This window comes from uncultured Nostoc sp., assembly GCF_964247315.1.
Taxonomy (GTDB): Bacteria; Cyanobacteriota; Cyanobacteriia; order Cyanobacteriales; family Nostocaceae; genus Nostoc.
Window position 1 is genome coordinate 1 of the sequence record NZ_CAXTTT010000021.1, and the last position, 17,748, is coordinate 17,748.

At 42.8% G+C, this 17,748-nt stretch carries 16 protein-coding genes and 1 pseudogene; 8 read left to right on the top strand and 9 right to left on the bottom strand.

The features are described from left to right. Positions 1–221: 221 nt before the first annotated feature. The 9 genes and pseudogenes from crtE to ACFE93_RS08710 all read right to left on the bottom strand — a co-directional run bounded on the left by crtE (position 222) and on the right by ACFE93_RS08710 (position 10,485). Positions 222–1,151, bottom strand: a complete 930-nt coding sequence (gene crtE, locus ACFE93_RS08670) for a geranylgeranyl diphosphate synthase CrtE (RefSeq protein ID WP_375472925.1) — start codon at positions 1,149–1,151, stop codon at positions 222–224. A gap of 212 nt (positions 1,152–1,363) precedes the next feature. Continuing rightward, positions 1,364–2,614 carry a family 2B encapsulin nanocompartment shell protein gene (locus tag ACFE93_RS08675; protein WP_375472926.1) on the bottom strand — a complete coding sequence of 417 codons (1,251 nt, stop codon included), beginning with the start codon at positions 2,612–2,614 and terminating at the stop codon, positions 1,364–1,366. A gap of 42 nt (positions 2,615–2,656) precedes the next feature. Beyond that, positions 2,657–4,066 carry a family 2B encapsulin nanocompartment shell protein gene (locus ACFE93_RS08680; protein WP_375472927.1) on the bottom strand — a complete coding sequence of 470 codons (1,410 nt, stop codon included), beginning with the start codon at positions 4,064–4,066 and terminating at the stop codon, positions 2,657–2,659. A 68-nt stretch (positions 4,067–4,134) separates the two neighbouring features. Beyond that, the gene (locus ACFE93_RS08685; protein ID WP_375472928.1) at positions 4,135–6,486 is read right to left on the bottom strand and encodes a family 2 encapsulin nanocompartment cargo protein terpene cyclase; all 2,352 of its coding nucleotides are present in this window, start codon (positions 6,484–6,486) and stop codon (positions 4,135–4,137) included. Between the two features lie 221 nt (positions 6,487–6,707). After that, positions 6,708–6,860, bottom strand: a pseudogene (locus ACFE93_RS08690) (IS4 family transposase); the annotation flags it as partial. 507 nt (positions 6,861–7,367) lie between these two features. Next, positions 7,368–7,772, bottom strand: coding sequence for a photosystem II protein Psb27 (gene psb27 / locus ACFE93_RS08695; RefSeq protein WP_375472929.1), 405 nt, complete (start codon positions 7,770–7,772; stop codon positions 7,368–7,370). A gap of 283 nt (positions 7,773–8,055) precedes the next feature. Next, positions 8,056–8,736 carry a phosphatase PAP2 family protein gene (locus ACFE93_RS08700; RefSeq protein WP_375472930.1) on the bottom strand — a complete coding sequence of 227 codons (681 nt, stop codon included), beginning with the start codon at positions 8,734–8,736 and terminating at the stop codon, positions 8,056–8,058. Between the two features lie 196 nt (positions 8,737–8,932). Beyond that, a complete protein-coding gene (gene cofH, locus ACFE93_RS08705; protein WP_375472931.1) occupies positions 8,933–10,075 on the bottom strand; it encodes a 7,8-didemethyl-8-hydroxy-5-deazariboflavin synthase subunit CofH in 1,143 nt (380 codons plus the stop codon). Between the two features lie 272 nt (positions 10,076–10,347). Further along, the gene (locus ACFE93_RS08710) at positions 10,348–10,485 is read right to left on the bottom strand and encodes a hypothetical protein (protein WP_375472972.1); all 138 of its coding nucleotides are present in this window, start codon (positions 10,483–10,485) and stop codon (positions 10,348–10,350) included. Positions 10,486–11,104: 619 nt separating this feature from the next. Between ACFE93_RS08710 and ACFE93_RS08715 the strand changes: the two genes are divergently transcribed. The 8 genes from ACFE93_RS08715 (at position 11,105) to ACFE93_RS08750 (ending at position 17,737) form a co-directional block, all read left to right on the top strand. Further along, entirely contained in the window at positions 11,105–11,296 is a 192-nt protein-coding gene (locus ACFE93_RS08715) for a CbtB-domain containing protein (RefSeq protein WP_375472932.1), read from the top strand. 38 nt (positions 11,297–11,334) lie between these two features. Continuing rightward, positions 11,335–12,552 carry a hypothetical protein gene (locus ACFE93_RS08720; RefSeq protein WP_375472933.1) on the top strand — a complete coding sequence of 406 codons (1,218 nt, stop codon included), beginning with the start codon at positions 11,335–11,337 and terminating at the stop codon, positions 12,550–12,552. Positions 12,553–12,652: 100 nt separating this feature from the next. Beyond that, positions 12,653–13,129, top strand: coding sequence for a DUF1636 family protein (locus tag ACFE93_RS08725; RefSeq protein ID WP_375472934.1), 477 nt, complete (start codon positions 12,653–12,655; stop codon positions 13,127–13,129). A gap of 48 nt (positions 13,130–13,177) precedes the next feature. Continuing rightward, positions 13,178–13,339 carry a hypothetical protein gene (locus ACFE93_RS08730; RefSeq protein ID WP_375472935.1) on the top strand — a complete coding sequence of 54 codons (162 nt, stop codon included), beginning with the start codon at positions 13,178–13,180 and terminating at the stop codon, positions 13,337–13,339. A gap of 443 nt (positions 13,340–13,782) precedes the next feature. Further along, positions 13,783–14,805, top strand: coding sequence for a multicopper oxidase domain-containing protein (locus ACFE93_RS08735; protein WP_375472936.1), 1,023 nt, complete (start codon positions 13,783–13,785; stop codon positions 14,803–14,805). Between the two features lie 198 nt (positions 14,806–15,003). After that, positions 15,004–16,041 (top strand): helix-hairpin-helix domain-containing protein, encoded by a 1,038-nt coding sequence (locus ACFE93_RS08740; RefSeq protein ID WP_375472937.1) that lies wholly within the window; start codon positions 15,004–15,006, stop codon positions 16,039–16,041. A 131-nt stretch (positions 16,042–16,172) separates the two neighbouring features. Continuing rightward, positions 16,173–16,607: a bacterioferritin gene (locus ACFE93_RS08745; RefSeq protein WP_104906910.1), complete on the top strand. Its 435-nt coding sequence runs from the start codon at positions 16,173–16,175 to the stop codon at positions 16,605–16,607. Between the two features lie 161 nt (positions 16,608–16,768). After that, positions 16,769–17,737 (top strand): FTR1 family protein, encoded by a 969-nt coding sequence (locus ACFE93_RS08750; RefSeq protein ID WP_375472938.1) that lies wholly within the window; start codon positions 16,769–16,771, stop codon positions 17,735–17,737. Positions 17,738–17,748 lie beyond the last annotated feature (11 nt).

Consider the following 17,748-nt stretch of genomic DNA (forward strand, 5'->3'; position numbering starts at 1 on the left):
GGGGGCAGAGGGGCAGAGGGGAAGGGTTTTTGGGTTTCTGCATAGATTCGGGAATTATAACTAATTAGCCGGACTTGATATTACAGCCTGTAATGATTATCTAGCATTCCTTTCAGCTTTTATTAGTGCCAAAGACTCCTGTACCATATATATGCTTTTACCCAAAAAATAGCCAGTTACGAACCATAGAAAGTTAAAAAACTTGGCAGAGTGAGCGCTAACTAATGTGTTCTAGCTGTGATATAGTCTGCGATCGCCATTAGAGGTTGAGCCTTTTCGCCAAAGCAAGCTAATTCTGCTTTCGCTGAGTCAACCAATTTTTGCACTTTGAGTTTTGATTCCTCAATACCCCACAAACTGGGATAAGTTACTTTTTGCGCCTTTTGATCTTTGCCCGGAGTTTTACCGAGTTCCTCCTGAGTACCAGTCATATCAAGCACATCATCAATAATTTGAAAAGCTAAACCAATATTACGAGCATAGTGAGAAAGCGGCAGCAGAATTTTATTATCCACTCCCGCCAATAATGCTCCTGATAAAACAGACGTTTCTAATAAAGCACCAGTTTTGTGGGCATGAATAAAGTTGAGGGTTTCGATGTCAATATTCTGCAATCCTTCAGATTGTAAATCAACAACTTGACCGCCAACTAGACCTGTTGCTGCTACTGCATGAGCCAACTTAGCAACAACCTGCAACAACTGCTGGGCAGCAACTCCTTTAGTTTGAACCACAAGAAACTCAAAAGCGTAGGCTAAAAGTGCATCACCAGCTAGAATGGCAATGTTTTCGCCATAAATTTTATGGTTAGTTAACTTTCCGCGTCGATAGTCATCATTATCCATTCCAGGTAAGTCGTCATGGATTAGAGAAAAGGTGTGAATCATTTCCAGCGTACAAGCAGTAGGCATCGCCATCTCAATAGTGCCTCCAGCAAGTTCACAACCGGCAAGACATAGAATCGGGCGTAGGCGCTTTCCTCCAGCCAGCAGAGAATAGCGCATAGATTCGTAGAGTATTTCTGGATAGACTACAGTAATTGACTCTTCAAGCGCTGCTTCAACTTGCGATCGCCGTTCTGATAAATAGGCTTTAAGGTCAAAAGTAGTTTCTTTAACAGATGACCATTCAAAGATTTGAGTATTCACCATAAATATTTATCTTCAAAATTACAGTAGTCCACCTAATCGACAAAATCTGGCTGACAGAAACTATTAAACAACGCTGCTTTAGGAATTAATATCATGTTTGTTTGATTACTTATAATTACCGTAATCTATCCAGAAATAGGAAAACTCTCTTTCCCCCTGCTCCCTGCCTCCTATTTGTATCAACCTTAAAGTGAAACGGTATTACCCTTGCTTCAGCGCCCGATTTCTACGTCTTCAAGGATGCCGAGTGCATCGGGGATGAGAATGGCTGCACAGTAGTAGGCGCTGACAAGATAAGAAATGACAGCTTTTTCGTTGATACCCATGAATTTGACGGACAAGCTGGGCTGGTATTCATCAGGGATACCCGTTTTATGTAAACCTATCACCCCTTGGTTTTCTTCTCCAGTACGGAGTACCAAAATAGAGCTAGTACCCTCCTTGGTGATCGGAATTTTGTTACAAGGAAAAATCGGATAGTTGCGCCATGCAGGTACAATCTTTCCATTGACCTCCCTGCTTGGGGAATAGATGCCACGACGGTTACACTCCCGGCCAAAAGCAGCGATCGCGCGAGGGTGAGCTAGGAAAAAATGGGTTTTGCGCCGTCGAGAGAGCAATTCATCAAAATCATCTGGAGTCGGTGGCCCAGTGCGGGTATAAATGCGTTGCTTAAGATCGGCATTATGCAATAACCCGAAATCAGGATTATTCAGCATTTCGTATTCTTGCCGTTCCCGCAACGCTTCGATAGTCAGCCGTAATTGTTGCTCTGTCTGGTTCATGGGTTCGTTGTAGATGTCAGCAACTCGCGCATTCACCCGTAAAATGGTTTGAGCGACGCTTAACTCATACTCCCGTGGATTCAAGTCGTAATTAACAAAGGTTCTGGGTAACTCAGTCTCCTGACTATGACCTGCAGACATAACGATCTCGGCTTGATTGTGCTTGTCCTGGGGTTTGCTCAATATAGCTCTAAAACGATCGACTTGAGTCTGAAGCGTTGCAGACTGGTTCATCAACTCCCGAAACGCCTGTACTGACAAAGACAAAATTATACAGCGCGTAACGGCTCTTAGGCTAACCTCCCAAGTGTCCTGAGATAGAACTATAGCTTCGCCACCAAAACAATCGCCGTCAGCTAAGATATCTCGTAAAGCTTCCGCCTCATATTTGCCTGCCTTCAGCTTATTAACTTTACCATGAGCAATTAAGAACACCTGGTCGGCTGGTTGACCTTCCTGTACAATGACCTCACCAGAGGCAAATTCTTGTTGGACAAAGCGATCTGCTAAGGCGTTGAGTACCTCAATATCCTCAAACCCACGCAGTAAAGATAGTTCACAAAGAGCTTGGGGAATGACCCGCACCTGGCTCCCTGTATTGGTAAAGCTAACCCGTCCATTGCCAACATCATAAGTCAAGCGACGGTTAACCCGATAGGCCCCACCCGTGATTTGCACATTACGAATTAGTAATTATTGTTGAAGAGGATATCCGATTACTTAGATACCAATTTCTACATCTTCAAGGATGCCCAGTGCATCAGGGACGAGAATGGCTGTAGAGTAGTAAGCACTAACCAGGTAGGAAATAACGGCCTTTTCGTTAATACCCATGAAGCGGACAGACAAACTAGGTTGATATTCATCAGGAATGCCAGTTTTATGCAGACCAATAACACCCTGGTTGGTTGCTCCCACACGCATTAACATGATGGAGCTAGTACGCTCTTTCGTAACGGGAATCTTATTGCAAGGATAGATGGGAATACCACGCCAAGCCGGAATTGCACTGTTACCCATAGGGATAGGGTTGGGATAAAGTCCAAGGCGGTTGCATTCCCGACCAAACGCGGCAATGGTGCGGGGATGAGCTAAGAAAAAGCTCGGTTCTTTCCAAACAATGGAGATCAATTCATCAAGATCGTCAGGAGTTGGGGGGCCACTGCGGGTAAAGATGCGTTGTTTGAGATCGGCATTGTGTAACAGTCCAAAGTTACGATTGTTAACCATTTCGTGTTCTTGGCGTTCCCGTAATGCTTCGATGGTGAGCCGTAATTGTTCCTCCGTCTGGTTCATGGGTTCGTTGTAGAGGTCAGCAACCCGTGTATTGATTTGCAAAATGGTTTGAGCGACGCTTAACTCATATTCCCGTGGATTGATTTCATAATCTGCAAAAGTCCCAGGTAATATTGCCTCTGCGAGGTGGCCGGAGGTAATATCAATTGAGGCTTCCCCTTCTTCGTTTTTGGGTTGGCGCAATTTTGCTCTAAATTGATCCACTTGCGCTTGCAGAGCCTCAGACTGATTAACCAGGTTTTGAAAGGCTGCTTGAGGTAAAGACAAGATCGTGCAACGGGTAATGGCACTGAGGGTGACATCCCAAGTATCTTGGGATTCAACTAAAGCGTAGTCGCCAAAATGGTCGCCATCAGCTAATACAGCCAAAACAACTTGATCGTCATACTTACCTGGGCCAATTTTATTTACCTTGCCGTGGGCAATCAGCAATACTTGATTAGCTTGTTGGCCTGCTCGTATAATGACATCTCCTGCAGCAAATTCTTGTTGCACAAATTGACTAGCCAAGGCGTTTAAGACCTCGACATCTTCAAATCCCCGCAACAAAGGTAACTCACAGAGTTCTTGAGGAATGACCTGTATCTGGGACCCTGTATTGGTAAAGCTGACTCGTTCATCCCCAACCGTATAGGTTAAGCGACGGTTGACCCGAAAGCTACCACCCACTGCTTCTACCCAAGGCAGCAGTTTTAAGAGCCACCGTGAGGTAATTCCCTGCATTTGGGGTTGGGTTTTGGTGGTCGTTGCCAAATTACGCGCTGCTTCGGTCTGCAAACTCATTGGCAATTGCTCAATTTGATTTTCTAGGGGAGTGTTTGCTGCATTAGTCATGATTAATCTCCATTGATAATATTTGTTGACAAGTGATTTGATTGAGCGTAATTAGAACTCAGATTGAGCTAACTTTTCGTTCCTAACAGCGATCTGATTTGCATAGCTGAAGTCCCTAACCCTGTTGGACTACTCAGTAAGTTCTGCACCACCGGCTGAACATTGGTTTGAGTTTTTTCCTGACCGACACTTGGTCTAATTTTGGTCGCCGCAGTGCCTAAGCCTGTAGGGCCTTGGAGTAAGCGTTTTTCTGTTGAGTTATTCCGCAACTCAAATTCCTTATAGCGGTCTACCGCCCTATGCCATTTGAGTACCCCACACATCCACTGCTCTAGTTTCTTGATATAACCGTACAATTTCTTACGGGCACTGCTATCCAGGTCGAAATCATCACACAAGATAGGGAGTTCAGTCGCAACGATATGTTGAAACTGAAAGGCACGGGAGGTCATCAGGTCGTTAACAATGGCGACAGCGTGGGGAATATCGCAGTTCAGGAAATTCTGAATCGCCAGCACACCGTTATTAATCTCGCCCTCAAATTCGATTTCTTTCTGATAAGAAAAAATATCGTTCGTCAAACAGGCGAAGTCGGCAGCTGAATTATCAATTGCCTGCATGGTTCGGGTACGGTAAATCTCTGGTGGGATCTCGTCCCCTTGGGAAAGTCGAGACAGGCTCATAGTTAGATCGGAGCCAAAGGTCTTACGACGCATTTCCACATAGTCTATCGGGTCGGGAATGCGATTCTGGATCTGGTTAGCCAGTTCCCATAACCAACTTTGCGTCATATCCTCGATCGCCTGACGAAACTGGCGACGAGCATTAGCGGTCATGGGGTCAGCCGTCCGCGCCCAAATATCAGCTAAACCCCGTTCAACTGGGTTTGTTGGTACGGGAATAGGACTCCCATCAAGGGGCATAAACGCTGATAGCCGAGCGTTGAAAACTTTTGCCCCTGGCATGTTGCGGCTATAGCTGTACAGTGCAGGGAAGTAGTCATCAGCATAGGTTCCCCAAACCAGCCAGCAGGCTGTGATATTCAACTCAGCACTAGACCCTTTGGGATGAATATAGGCACCGCATAAAGCTACGTCGGCCACATCAAATTTGTGGTCATCCCAGATGTAAATGCTGGGCATCCCTGGCAGTACGTCCAGCATCCCCATTTGACGCGCCCATTCTTTAGAATGCCGCCGAGCCTCTGCTAGATGGGGATTCAAATTAGTAGAGAAGGGCATATAAAACTGCGGCAAGATTACTGTCCCTACAGGCTGATAGGGGACATGGGTGAAGCTTTTGAACCGTTTTAGTCCCAAACTATCGTATAAGGCTCCTAAACGAGCCGCCGATGTACCTAGTCCAGTAGGGCCACCTAAAAGCCAGCTTGCTGTCGAAGATTTGTCTGATGTCTGGTTCATGTAGCGGTTCGATCTCATGTGCCACTCATGACCCCCCGACTGCCAGTCCTGAAGTCCTTTGGCATATAGGACTACTTTCAGACGCTCATCGGGACTCAGACTATATTCCTCGAACAAGGAAGGAAGCTCAGTAACAAAGGTGTTCTCGAACTGTTGCACCCTAGACGTTAGCAAGTCGTTAGTGAGGTTGGCCGCCTCTTGAGTACTGACATCAAGGAATCGTTCCAAGACCAGGATACAGTTAGCATTTTCTCCTTCTTCTTCAACTTCTCTTTGGTAAGAGAAGATGTCATTTCGCAGATGTACCCCATCAGAAAAGGTGTCTTTGAGGACACGCATTGGTCGAGTAGGGGCGATCACAGCCGGAATTTCTGCCCCAACCGCATGTTCCACTAGGTTAGCTGACCAGGGCGCTCCTCCCACTTTACGGCGCATCTCAATGTACTCAATGGGGTTAGCGACTCGATCCTGGCTGATATTGGCGAGTTCCCAGAGAGATTCTTTGAGAAGATTGATGGTACTTTCAGAAAATCGGATTACCCAGTCTTGGGAGGCTTGGGGGATGGTACGATTCCAGAGGTCTACTAAACCCCTTTCTACGGCATTAGTGGGTTCTGGCGGCGTTTGTTGGGGCTGCACAGGCATAAACGCTGGTAGTGCATTGAGGTACTTTTTAGCCCCAGCCATATCTTGGCTACGCTTGTAAAGCTCAAGGAAGTGGTCGTCGAAGAAAAATACCCAAACATACCAGTCAGTTACCAGATTGAGCATAAATTCATCGACATCTGGATGGGTATATGAACACAATAGTGCATAGTCATGGGCATCAAACTTGCGCTCATCCCAAATTCCATAATCTTCCGATCCCTCTGCCCCACCCAAAATTCCCATTTCATAAGCCCAAGCTTTAGAATGTACCCGTGCCGCTTCTAGGTTTGGGTTCAGCCGTGCCGGCCAAGGTACATAAAAACTTGGCAACTTAAAAGGTTGCTTGCTCATTGTCTATTTAAACCTATCATCTTAAGCTTATTGTCTTGATTGAAGTCGTGTTGACAAAAAAGAATAGATGTGTCAATCGTCAGAATAATGACTATTTACTAGCTATCAAGTTAAAGCTTATCAACAGGATAATCAAGATAAACTACAAAATATCCTACTTTTCCCACCTTTCCCACTTTTTTACGTAAAATAATATTGTATTTAACAATACCGTTGCCAATTTACGAGGGTTCAACGCCCGTAGAAGCGAGATGAATACGTCCTAAAAAAGTAAGCTTGGCAAAAATCTGGGTTAATAAAATAGGCTCAAGGGTTTTTGAAAGCATTTTTAATATTTCATGGACATATCTAAAGCCACGGTAATAAGCTTTCAGGCTGGATGTATTGTGACAATAGATGCGATAGGCTGCCAAAAAGAGATAGTGAAGTTAATTACTCTAGCATTATGCTGACTACGTGATTACTTTAAAAAAGAATCAAGGTAATAGACATTTGTGGAATAGTAAGATTCCGAATTGGGGCACTTATATTACCACTATTATCACCAAAAATCCACGCGATGCCTGCGACGGTTCGCAAAGCGACCATCGCATGATCTGAAATTAACGCACATCACCATATATTTTTATCTTGTTCTCTACAATAAATATCTCAACCCCTTATTTTCTCCTATAGACTAGGTGATTAGCAATGTTTGCATTTGCACTTTAATAGCTAGTCACAGCGAGGCTTTGATAGTTATCGGAGATGTCTAATCCAGAACTTAGGCATCAGACATAAAAAGTTTCTACTTCCTGCCTCCTGCCTTGACAAACAAAATAGTCAGGAGTCAAAACTTGTGACACCTGACTATTGATGATGGAGTAAGCAATAGTTAATAGCTAACCGCCACGTTTCAACGCCACCTCTACCTGCTGCAACTCTTTCTCTAGACGATTTTTGAGTTTTTCAGGTACAGGGCGATTTGGATAAGAGCTGTAATGTCCAGCTAGGGAATTGAGGGCTGTTCGTATGGTTGTAAACGAGCCAAGACCAGAAACAGAGTTAACTCGCTGGTAGCGAGCTGAAAAGTCATTAATTTTTTGACGCGCTTGTGCTTGAATTGCTGCTTTGTCTGGTGAATCTTGTGAAAGATCCAGAGCTTGTCTCATAATATTGACCACAGCTAAGGTGTCTTGACGATAATCCCCAGTCAAACTATCTGGACTGCCAGAACAACCCATTAAGCCGATAGCTACAACCAAAACCAGCGCAAGCAAACGCGACCAATAGCGCTTCATATGCATTAAGTAAAAGAATACGTAAATCAACGTCCATCCTATCTTGGATTGGTAACTTGGGGATCAATTGAATGGGGAGTGGGGAGTGGGGAGTAAGGAGAGACGTGATTAATCGCGTCTGTATTAGGGAGTTAAAAGTGCTGTTTCACTTCCTCAAAAGCACTCATCTACAAGCATCTTGGGCAAAAATCAGGTGATTAAAAAATCTGATTGAACAATTATCGTCGCTATATTTTCTTTGCGAAGTTATGAAATTAGAGGTTGATAGGATTTAATCAACTAACTTTCCCTACCTCAATCTTTGCAATTTCAGCATCGTAATACATATCATCAGCCACAAAAAACCGACTCCATAACCTGCAATTATGTCTGTGGGCCAATGGACTCCTAAATATAAGCGGCTGATACCAATAACAGCAATTAAAATAACCGTCAAACTATAAATAACTTTGGCAAAAGTAGGATAGTGAATTGCTAATTCGTAAGCAATAAAACCATAAATTACCATAGAACCTAGCGCATGACCGCTAGGAAAACTAAAAGATTTTTCAGAAATCAAGCGATGCCATAATTCCGGGCGAGGTTTAGAAAAAAACAACTTTAGCCCTGTATTTAAAATTAACCCTCCTAAGCAAGTAAATACAAAAGCTTTCGCTTCTTCTTGATAACGTCGCCACCAAAGTAACAAGATAGTAATGCCTGCAACTTCAACCACTGTACTAGGATTACCAAGATTTGTAATAAACAGCATTAAATTATCTAAATTTGGATTGGCAAACTGATGTAGCCATAACAAAAAAGTAGTATCAAATTTAAAAGCATCTCGCTCCAGAACCTCTTCAGCCAGTTGTGCTAAAACAAAAAGTACTAACAGACAACTAGCAAGTCCAACAATACCAATTGTCGCAATTAAGGGAGCTAAACGAGGATGTATATGATGCAACCAGAAATTAGAAATTTGTCGGAGCATACTTTAATGTTACCTGTCTGTCTATGGAGACAACGCAAGCAAATCAGTTAAGCGTTGAAGATTAGCTTTTTTAAGCGGACTCGTAAAATCTGTTTTTCTCTCTGATCTCTTTGTACCTCTGCGGTTTAAAAGTGATTTATTTAACCACAGAGTCGCAGAGAACACAAGGTAAGGAGATTGAAAAGGAATTTTTTTCCTAACTCTTAATTTTCTGATAAAGAGTATCTCGTTGTTGGTAAGGTCTTCCTAAAGAAGCGATCGCAGTTTGCAAGGTTTCCACTTCCATACACGTACCACCCAAAGCACCTGCCATTGTGGTAATATGCTCCTCCATCAAAGTGCCGCCGATATCGTTGCAACCCCAAACTAAGGCTTCTGTCGCACCTGCAAGCCCCAGTTTTACCCAACTCTGCTGATGGTTGGGAATCCAATTCCCTAAGTAAATCCGCGCTACAGCTCCTAGCAGCAGTGCATCGGTTAAAACTGGTTGATCGCGTCCAACACGGCGACGTAAGGATTTGGGTGCTTCTTGCCCAACAAAGGGTAATAAAATAAACTCTGTGATCCTGGCTGGATATCCCTGATTGATGGCGGTTTTTTGAAGCGATCGCAATTTTTCTAAATGTCCGATTTGCTGTTCGTGGGTTTCAATATGCCCAGATAACATGGTGCTAGTGGTATGCAAACCTAATTTGTGAGCAGTGCTAACAATTTCTAGCCAAGTCGCTGTGTCAATCTTCTCTGGACACAATACCCGCCTTACATCATCGTCTAATACTTCCGCTGCTGTTCCCGGCATTGAGCCAACACCAGCATCGCGCAAAGCAGTAATCACCTCAGCATATTCCAGTCCGTCAAGTCTGGCGATAAATTGCACTTCTTGGGGAGAGAAAGCGTGAAGGTGTATCTGAGGAAATTCCTGTTTGATGGTTTCTATGACTTTGAGGTAGTAGGGCAAAGATTTACCATTTATCTGTGCTTGTGGATTTAACCCCCCCTGCATACAGATTTCTGTCGCACCCCGTTGTACTGCATCTGTGGCTTTTTCCAAAATTTGCGCCGAATCTAACCAGTATGCATCGGCATCACCATTATCTCGACGGAAAGCACAAAAACTACAGTGCTGCTCACAAATGTTAGTAAAGTTGATATTACGGTTAATTATGTAGGTGACAGTATCGCCTGCTTGAGTGTGGCGGAGTGTGTCAGATGTAGTACGTATTGCTGCGATCGCCTCTGGCTCAGTTTGTTGTAACAATACCACTCCCTCTTCGGGGGATAAGTCGTATCCCATCAAAGCACGTTCCAGAATTGTTTCAAACGTAATTTTTGTCAGCATTACTTTTTTAATTTTTCGGTAAATCTTAATTTTATGAGCTTGGAAATAATAAAATTCTACTTAATAAATATACCAATTTCTAGAAAATCCCAAGCTCGAATAGAAGTTTTACCTTTAAAGCTATTGCAATCGCTTACCTTGTTCTATCACACTACCTTTTTATAGTTTATACAACCCATTAAAAAAAAATAGTGTGGTTTTACCACAACTATTTTGATTGATTAATCTACATCTTTGTATTGGCAAAAATCTTTAGTAAAGCTCTGATATTACTAATTTGCCCTTGCTTGGGGTTTTCGTCGATGTTGTATTAGCAATCCAATCGCCATGCCAATACCGACAAAGGCTGTAAAGTAAAATAAACCAATCAATCGAATGTAAATTGGTGGTGCGATCGCTTTTATCTGCAACGCTACATCTGCGATCGGTTATCCTGTGACGGTATCCTTCACCTATAGTAATACTTGCGGTTTTCTGCAATCGTGAAATATGAGATGAAGTACTTATTTTTGACCTCGTATAATTAATTTCCAGTATGCTGAAAAGTTCTGCGTTAGCAAAGCTCACCGTACCCCTACGGGGAAGCAAGCTACGCGTAGCGTCTCGCAGAGAAGGTATAGCTTTGTGATGGATAGCTACCTACACAATTATTGTACAAAAAACCATATTCTAAGATACATTTTTTAGAAATTTGTTGAGAAATTCAAGATAAGTAAAACTAATAAATTAACCAAAAAGGTAAGGGTAGCTCTCTCACCATCCGTGAGTAGGAAGCGACACAACTAGTCACACTTAGGACATAAGATTGCAATGCCTCTGTCATCTAGATAGGTTTTACTAAACCTTACGTCAGTGTTAATATAGGTAATCTTCATGAATGAAAACGAAATAGCTGGCTCAGTATGCTAATACGGCTCATACAGAGTCTTATTCATCTGTTTTCAGTGATTTACTGTTCACTGCTAACTGTAGAAGTCAGAATGCCTACCGAATCAATCATTAAATATCTTTTTATCTACGAGGTACAAAATGACAGTTCAATCTTCTAGTTCGATTCAGCAACAAGTCAGCCGTCAAGTACTATCAGTACCTGTACAATCAGCGCTCTATGTTGCATTGTGTTCTTTGACTCTGTGGACAATTTATTTCAGTACATACCCCGCTATCCATGACACAACTCATACTCTGCGTCACCACACACTGATGGTGAGTTGCCATTAGTTGATTGAGTCAATGATTAGCAGGAGTTCACAAATCAAATGACTTTATTTAAGTGGTCTAAGCTGATCGGTGTGATTTGCACCCTCGGAATTGTTCTGTATGGTTGGATCGGACTTTCCCAATCTCCTCAACCATCGGTGCGGCTAACAACCAATCCACCGATTAATCAGGTTCAACCCCTTGAGGCTGAAGCCACTACAGTGTTGGGTTCGGGACACTATAATCCGCCAGTGCAGCTGATATTGCAAGCCGTAGATGCTCAAGGGCAATCTTTAAAGGATGCCAAAATCCACTTGCAATTGTTCACCCCTCCTAAAAACCCCTGGTTCACAACAGATTTTCCGATCGTCGAAGGAACAAAGTTGCTGGATATTGAGGGCAATGCACCAACAGGTCAGTTGCAGGTTCAACAAACCCTGCCGATCCGGGGAACGTATCAACTCCAGGTAGCAGTTACTCCGCTTGTTGCCAATGCATTTGAGCCGATTCAGCAAACGCTGACGCTGACGCTGCCTGAAAATTCTTTAAAGTTCCGCTACTTTGGTATCCTAGTTGTGATTTTGCTAGCAGTTGGGCTACTAGGAGGTTGGGTGATTGGGGGCAGACAACCAATTCAACCAGGAGAAATTGCCCCGCAACGGGTGCGATTGTTGTTAAGTGGATTGATTGTGGTAGCGATCGCTGCACTCCTCTGGGTCAACATCAGCGCTGAACTTGCCGAATCACACCATACGATGTCGATGTCAGGCATGGGAGAAGAAATTCCGCCCTCTGGTAAGCCCGCCAAATTGCAGTCTCAAGGACTTTATATGCAACTATCGGGTGACGAGGGCGCAACGGTGGGTCAACCTGCCAGATTGCAGGTTAGTGTCAGCGATCCCAAAACCAGCCAACCTGTGACAGATGTAGTATTGAAGGTAACAACCACCCAACTCGAAAATAATTGGCTGGCGTTTGCTTATCAGGGGACTCCAGACAGCAACGGAAAATTGGCGTGGGAGCAGGAGTTCTTTGACGGTGCCCCACATAGCATTGTTGTCGAGGTTGCGGCGCAAGCAAACGCAACCCGGCAATTTCAGCCATTCCAAGTTGCAGAGAATATTCCAGTCGAAGGTGTCGCTCCACCGATGTCTGTCCGGTTGATTTCGCTGACTTACTTCACCGGAATTGTGGTAATTGGTTTGCTGCTGGGACTGTGGTTGCGACATCGGCAGACTCCGCGCACTGGGTTGACTTGGAATCGTAGTGTTTCGTAAGTCAGTGTCAAAGGGCCTTATTGTTATGCCATTCGGTTGTAAATACATTTGCCCTTAGTTTGTTTGCCCAATCACTGGACAGGCTGATTGCCTAAAATCCATGTCGGATACTATTGAGTATTCGACATGGATTTTTATCGATACAGCATCAGAAATTGAACCCTGCAATTTATCTATGAATCATCAACACGTTATATTCGTCTGCACGAATTGTGGAAGTAGCGATCGCACAAAACAGTATGTTGCTAAAAGCAGCGGTGAACGGCTGCTAGAGAAACTACAAACCCTATATCATGATTGGATGTTGCAAGACAAGTTCTCGATTCAACCCGTTGAATGCATGGGTGTTTGTGACCAGGCTTGTGCAATTGCTTTCGTTTCTTATAACAAACACACCTACTTATTCGGCGATCTACCTGCTGATGCTGAAGGTGTAGAGAAGACAGCAGCTGCCGTACTTGACTGTGCTAGTCAGTATCACGCCAAGCCAGATGGTTTGCTTCCATACGCCAAGCGCCCGGAACTGCTCAGAGCCGGAGCGATCGCACGGATTCCACCTCTGTCGCCGTGTCAATAAACATTTTACTAAGTTCCCTAAACACTTATATCAGTACTTTTTGCTTTCATGAGTAATGGCGTTCATTACCATTTAGAAAAATATAAGGAGTTGAATTCTTTGGAGTTGGATTTAAATAAAGCACTTCAAAACCAATTGCCAGATGGCATCAGACAAAGACAACACAAAATTGCTCTAGAATTTAACTTAATTTTTTATGAACAAAATTAATTAAAGATTAAAAATAGTCATACTGCTAAGTATCGAAATTTTCTTGAAATGCGATGTATTTTATCTCTAAGCTAATTAAATATCTTACACCTTACCAATAGTTTATTGCTGGCATTTAGTTCCTAAGTAATATGATATGTATTGTTTGTAATCCAATTACTGTTAAAGCATTAGTCAGAGCAGAAATAGATACAAAAAACTATTTTTTAACTTATTTATACTTTTAATTTCAGTAAAAATACTATTAAAAGGAGAAAAATTGCCTAGAGTTTTGCAAGACAGCTAATCACGGTAAAATCCCACAACCAAGAACGAAAAAGGAATACCCTACTCCCTATTTTCAAGACATCAAAATTATTGACAATAATTACTAATTCATCTAAAATATTAATATTAATTACAAAATATTTGCAATTAATTAGCACTAACCGTAACTAAATGTCATGCCCAACAACTTCGCTCTAAGTGACGGAAAACCTTGGAGCCGCCGTGAATTACTGAAGCTGGGGCTAGCAGGTGCTGGAGTGACTGGTGCAGCCGGACTTTGGCAAATGCTAAATCTACAAAGTAAGTCAATCGTCAAAGTGCCACCACTCGATATGGAAGCACCAGACGACGCTACTAACCCGATGAAGATGTTAAGGGATTTTGATTATGGGACGGTGAAGCAAGAAAATGGGCGGACTATCCGAGAATTTCAGTTAACTGCGGGTACTTCCATCATAAATCTCAATAGTGCTGTCTCTTACAACATCTGGGATTTAAACGGTCGCATTCCAGGGCCAACGCTACGGGCAAAACAGGGCGATCGCGTGCGAGTGCTTTTTCTCAACAACGCCGGACATTCTCACTCTTTGCATTTTCATGGCGTTCATCCGGCACAAATGGATGGTGTTCGCCCAATCAGCAACGGCAAAGCCACAATTTATGAATTTGATGCTGAACCCTATGGGGTTCACTTGTACCACTGCCATATTGAACCAGTTACCCGTCACATCGCTAAGGGGCTGTACGGGATGTTTATCATCGATCCACCGACTCCCCGTCCCCCGGCTGATGAAATCGTACTAGTGATGGCTGGGTATGACGTGAATGATGATAGCCATAATGATTATTACGCTTTCAACGGTGTGCCCCACTATTACATGCATCATCCCATTCGCATTTACCAAGATCAGTTGATTCGGCTATATGTTCTCAACATCATTGAATACGATCCGGTAGTGACGTTTCATCTCCACGCCAATTTCTTTGATGTCTATCGCTATGGCATGAGTATGACTCCTAGCGAGAAAACTGATGTGATTACGATGGGTATGGCCGAAAGGCACATTTTGGAATTTGCTTTTCGCTACCCAGGTAAGTATATGTTCCATCCCCATCAGGATGCGATCGCAGAAAACGGTTGCATGGGTCAATTTGAAGTACTTGCCCAGAGCAATCAAAAGACTGTTAACAATTCATAACAAAATAAATAGTAATTTCTATTCAAGCTAAGTACAAGGTACTTAATTGGTAATTAATAAAATTTTAAATCAAATAGTTGATAAAAAATATCATTATATGCGAAAGTAAAATTTATGACAATTTGTCAAACAAACTATCTTTGAGTAATAGTTTGAAGCATTTGAACCAATACCTTTTAAATTGTGCCAGGATCAGAAATGAAAAAATTTCGCTATATCTGTTTAACAGTGGCAGCTGCGGCAATAGTTACCTTAAGTTCCTGTAGCAGTACACCAACCGCAGAAAATCCCTCAGCACCAGTCACTAGCCCTCAAGCTACAGAGGCAGTAAGTGAGAACAGTCATAGTGGTCACGGTGGCAAAGAAAAAATTAACATTAACAGTGCAATATTGTCAGAATTGGATAAGTTTGAAGCCAAGCTAGGTGTCCCGGCTTTATCCAACAAAATTCAGGCAAGTCGTCCCTACGGCAGACCAGAAGATTTAGTTACTAAGAAAGTAATTACTCAAGAACAGTTCGACCAAATTAAAGACCAGGTTGGTGTTCAAGAAGTGGTACTCACAGGTGAGGCAAAAGATGTTGACTATATGTCTAAATTAGGCTTAATGAAAGGACATCTTTTGGTAGCACAAGAACTGCTGGATCAGAATCAGCCGAAACAGGCAGAACCTCATATAGGACATCCAGTTGAGGAGATTTACGTTGATGTAGAAGACCAATTGAATGAGCGCAAAGTCAAAGAATTTAAGACAACTTTGGTGAGTTTGCAAGATTTAGTAAAATCTAGTCCGAAGAATAGCAAAGTTAAAACTAATTTTACTTCTTCAATGCAAGCAGTTGATGGAGCGATCGCAGCTTTGCCAGCAGATCAACGCTCAAAACCAGGATTTGCGTTACAGATAATTAACGAACTACTAGATTCAGCTAACTCCGAATATGGTGCGGCGATCGCAAATGGTAAAGTAACCGCCCCAATTGAGTATCAAGACTCCCGTGGTTTTGTCTTTTACGCCAATGAATTATACAAAGGAATTTCTAGTCAAGTAGCTCAAGCAGATCCTGAAGCCCACAAAGCTATCGACACTAGTTTTGCTGAACTAATAAAAGTTTGGCCCGCCGCCATCCCACCAGCAAAAGCAGTAAAAATTCCTAATGATGTTACCAAGCTAGTGAAAACCATTGAGGAAAACTCTCAAAAAGTGGTTGACAAATCCAATACCCAAGCACAGCGATAACACTTTAATTTAATGGAAAGTATAGGTTAAGGAGTTTAAAATGAGGAAATCATTAGGAGTTACGAATTACGAATTACGAACTCCTAACTCCTAACTAATTACACTCCATTCGTTACATTAACTAACAACTGATGCAAGAACTTGACCAGAAAAAGACTATTGACCTGCTGAACGCCATCATGGAATTTGAACTAGCAGGGGTAGTGCGCTACACACATTATTCTTTGATGGTAACTGGCCCTAACCGTATTCCGATTGTGGCTTTTTTCAAAGCACAGGCAAGTGAATCTTTACTTCATGCCGAACAAGTGGGAGAAATTCTTACCGGTTTAGATGGGCATCCCTCCCTGAAAATCGCCCCAATGGAAGAAACCTACCAGCATAAAGTCAAGGATATCTTGGCAGAAAGCTTATCCCATGAAAAAAAGGCATTGGATCTGTATAAAGACCTGCTTGAAACTGTCACCAATGCCAGCATTTATCTTGAAGAATTCGCTCGCGGCATGATTGGACAAGAAGAGATGCATAATCTCGAACTGAAAAAGATGCTACGCGATTTTGGTTAATAGTCATTAGTCATTAGTCATTAGTCATTAGTCAAAAACAAATTCAAAGGACAACTGACTAATGACAAAGCGCAAAGTCTGAGCGGAGGTTTCCTCCGATCAGAACTTTGTAAGAGAGGACAACTGACTAATGACAAAGGACAAAAGACAAAGGATAAAAGATGGATTTTAGTACTGCTCTACCTACTTTTGTAATAACACTCCGAGAAGGAGTAGAAGCTGCCCTTGTCGTTGGGATTGTGCTAGCTTTACTGAAAAAAGCTAAACAATCCCGGCTCAACTCTTGGGTATATGCTGGTGTCGGCGTTGGCATTGTCGTCAGCGCCTTAATCGGTGTGCTATTTAGTTGGATAATTCAAGTACTGGGAGCTGCGAATCCTCAATACACCACTGTAGTTGAGCCAGCGCTAGAAGGTGTGTTTAGTGTATTAGCGATCGCAATGCTCAGTTGGATGCTAATCTGGATGACAAAACAAGCCAGATTCATGAAAGCTACAGTTGAGGGAGCAGTAACAGAAGCGCTGACACAAAACTCAAATGCTGGCTGGGGTGTTTTTACTTTAATTTTAATTGCCGTTGTCCGCGAAGGCTTTGAAACTGTTCTCTTCGTTGCAGCTAATTTTCAACAGGGATTAATGCCAGCATTGGGCGCTATTGCTGGTTTGATAGGGGCATCTGCTATTGGGGTGCTGCTATTTAAATGGGGTGTCAAAATTAACATCCGCCAGTTTTTCCAGGTAATGGGCGTTTTATTGGTGCTGATTGTCGCTGGGTTGGTAGTTTCAGCCTTAAAACATTTTGACGAAGCTGTAGCTAACCTTGCCCTTAGCAGTCGTGCTACAGAAAATCTTTGTTTCTATTACGAACGTTTTACAAAAGTCCACTCCTGTATTTTGGGGCCAATGGTTTCCAATACTTCCACAATCTTGCCTGACGAACAGTTTCCTGGGATTATTCTCAAATCTTTATTTGGCTATAGAGACAATCTCTATCTTGTTCAAGCAGTAGGATATGTGGCATTTTTACTCACCATTGGAGGACTGTATTTTCGTAGCCTAGGAGGTGCTTCTCCTGAAGGTAGAAAGAATATCCCCTTTGCTCAAAAACCAATTAATTCTGCAAAAGATTAAAAGCACAGTCA

What these genes read in the sequence shown, in the direction of transcription:
- crtE (WP_375472925.1), bottom strand. Translation starts at nt 1,151, where the DNA reads ATGGTGAATACTCAAATCTTTGAATGGTCATCTGTTAAAGAAACTACT.
- ACFE93_RS08680 (WP_375472927.1), bottom strand. Translation starts at nt 4,066, where the DNA reads ATGACTAATGCAGCAAACACTCCCCTAGAAAATCAAATTGAGCAATTG.
- ACFE93_RS08685 (WP_375472928.1), bottom strand. Translation starts at nt 6,486, where the DNA reads ATGAGCAAGCAACCTTTTAAGTTGCCAAGTTTTTATGTACCTTGGCCG.
- psb27 (WP_375472929.1), bottom strand. Translation starts at nt 7,772, where the DNA reads ATGCATATGAAGCGCTATTGGTCGCGTTTGCTTGCGCTGGTTTTGGTT.
- ACFE93_RS08700 (WP_375472930.1), bottom strand. Translation starts at nt 8,736, where the DNA reads ATGCTCCGACAAATTTCTAATTTCTGGTTGCATCATATACATCCTCGT.
- cofH (WP_375472931.1), bottom strand. Translation starts at nt 10,075, where the DNA reads ATGCTGACAAAAATTACGTTTGAAACAATTCTGGAACGTGCTTTGATG.
- ACFE93_RS08715 (WP_375472932.1), top strand. Translation starts at nt 11,105, where the DNA reads ATGACAGTTCAATCTTCTAGTTCGATTCAGCAACAAGTCAGCCGTCAA.
- ACFE93_RS08720 (WP_375472933.1), top strand. Translation starts at nt 11,335, where the DNA reads ATGACTTTATTTAAGTGGTCTAAGCTGATCGGTGTGATTTGCACCCTC.
- ACFE93_RS08725 (WP_375472934.1), top strand. Translation starts at nt 12,653, where the DNA reads ATGTCGGATACTATTGAGTATTCGACATGGATTTTTATCGATACAGCA.
- ACFE93_RS08730 (WP_375472935.1), top strand. Translation starts at nt 13,178, where the DNA reads ATGAGTAATGGCGTTCATTACCATTTAGAAAAATATAAGGAGTTGAAT.
- ACFE93_RS08735 (WP_375472936.1), top strand. Translation starts at nt 13,783, where the DNA reads ATGCCCAACAACTTCGCTCTAAGTGACGGAAAACCTTGGAGCCGCCGT.
- ACFE93_RS08740 (WP_375472937.1), top strand. Translation starts at nt 15,004, where the DNA reads ATGAAAAAATTTCGCTATATCTGTTTAACAGTGGCAGCTGCGGCAATA.
- ACFE93_RS08745 (WP_104906910.1), top strand. Translation starts at nt 16,173, where the DNA reads ATGCAAGAACTTGACCAGAAAAAGACTATTGACCTGCTGAACGCCATC.
- ACFE93_RS08750 (WP_375472938.1), top strand. Translation starts at nt 16,769, where the DNA reads ATGGATTTTAGTACTGCTCTACCTACTTTTGTAATAACACTCCGAGAA.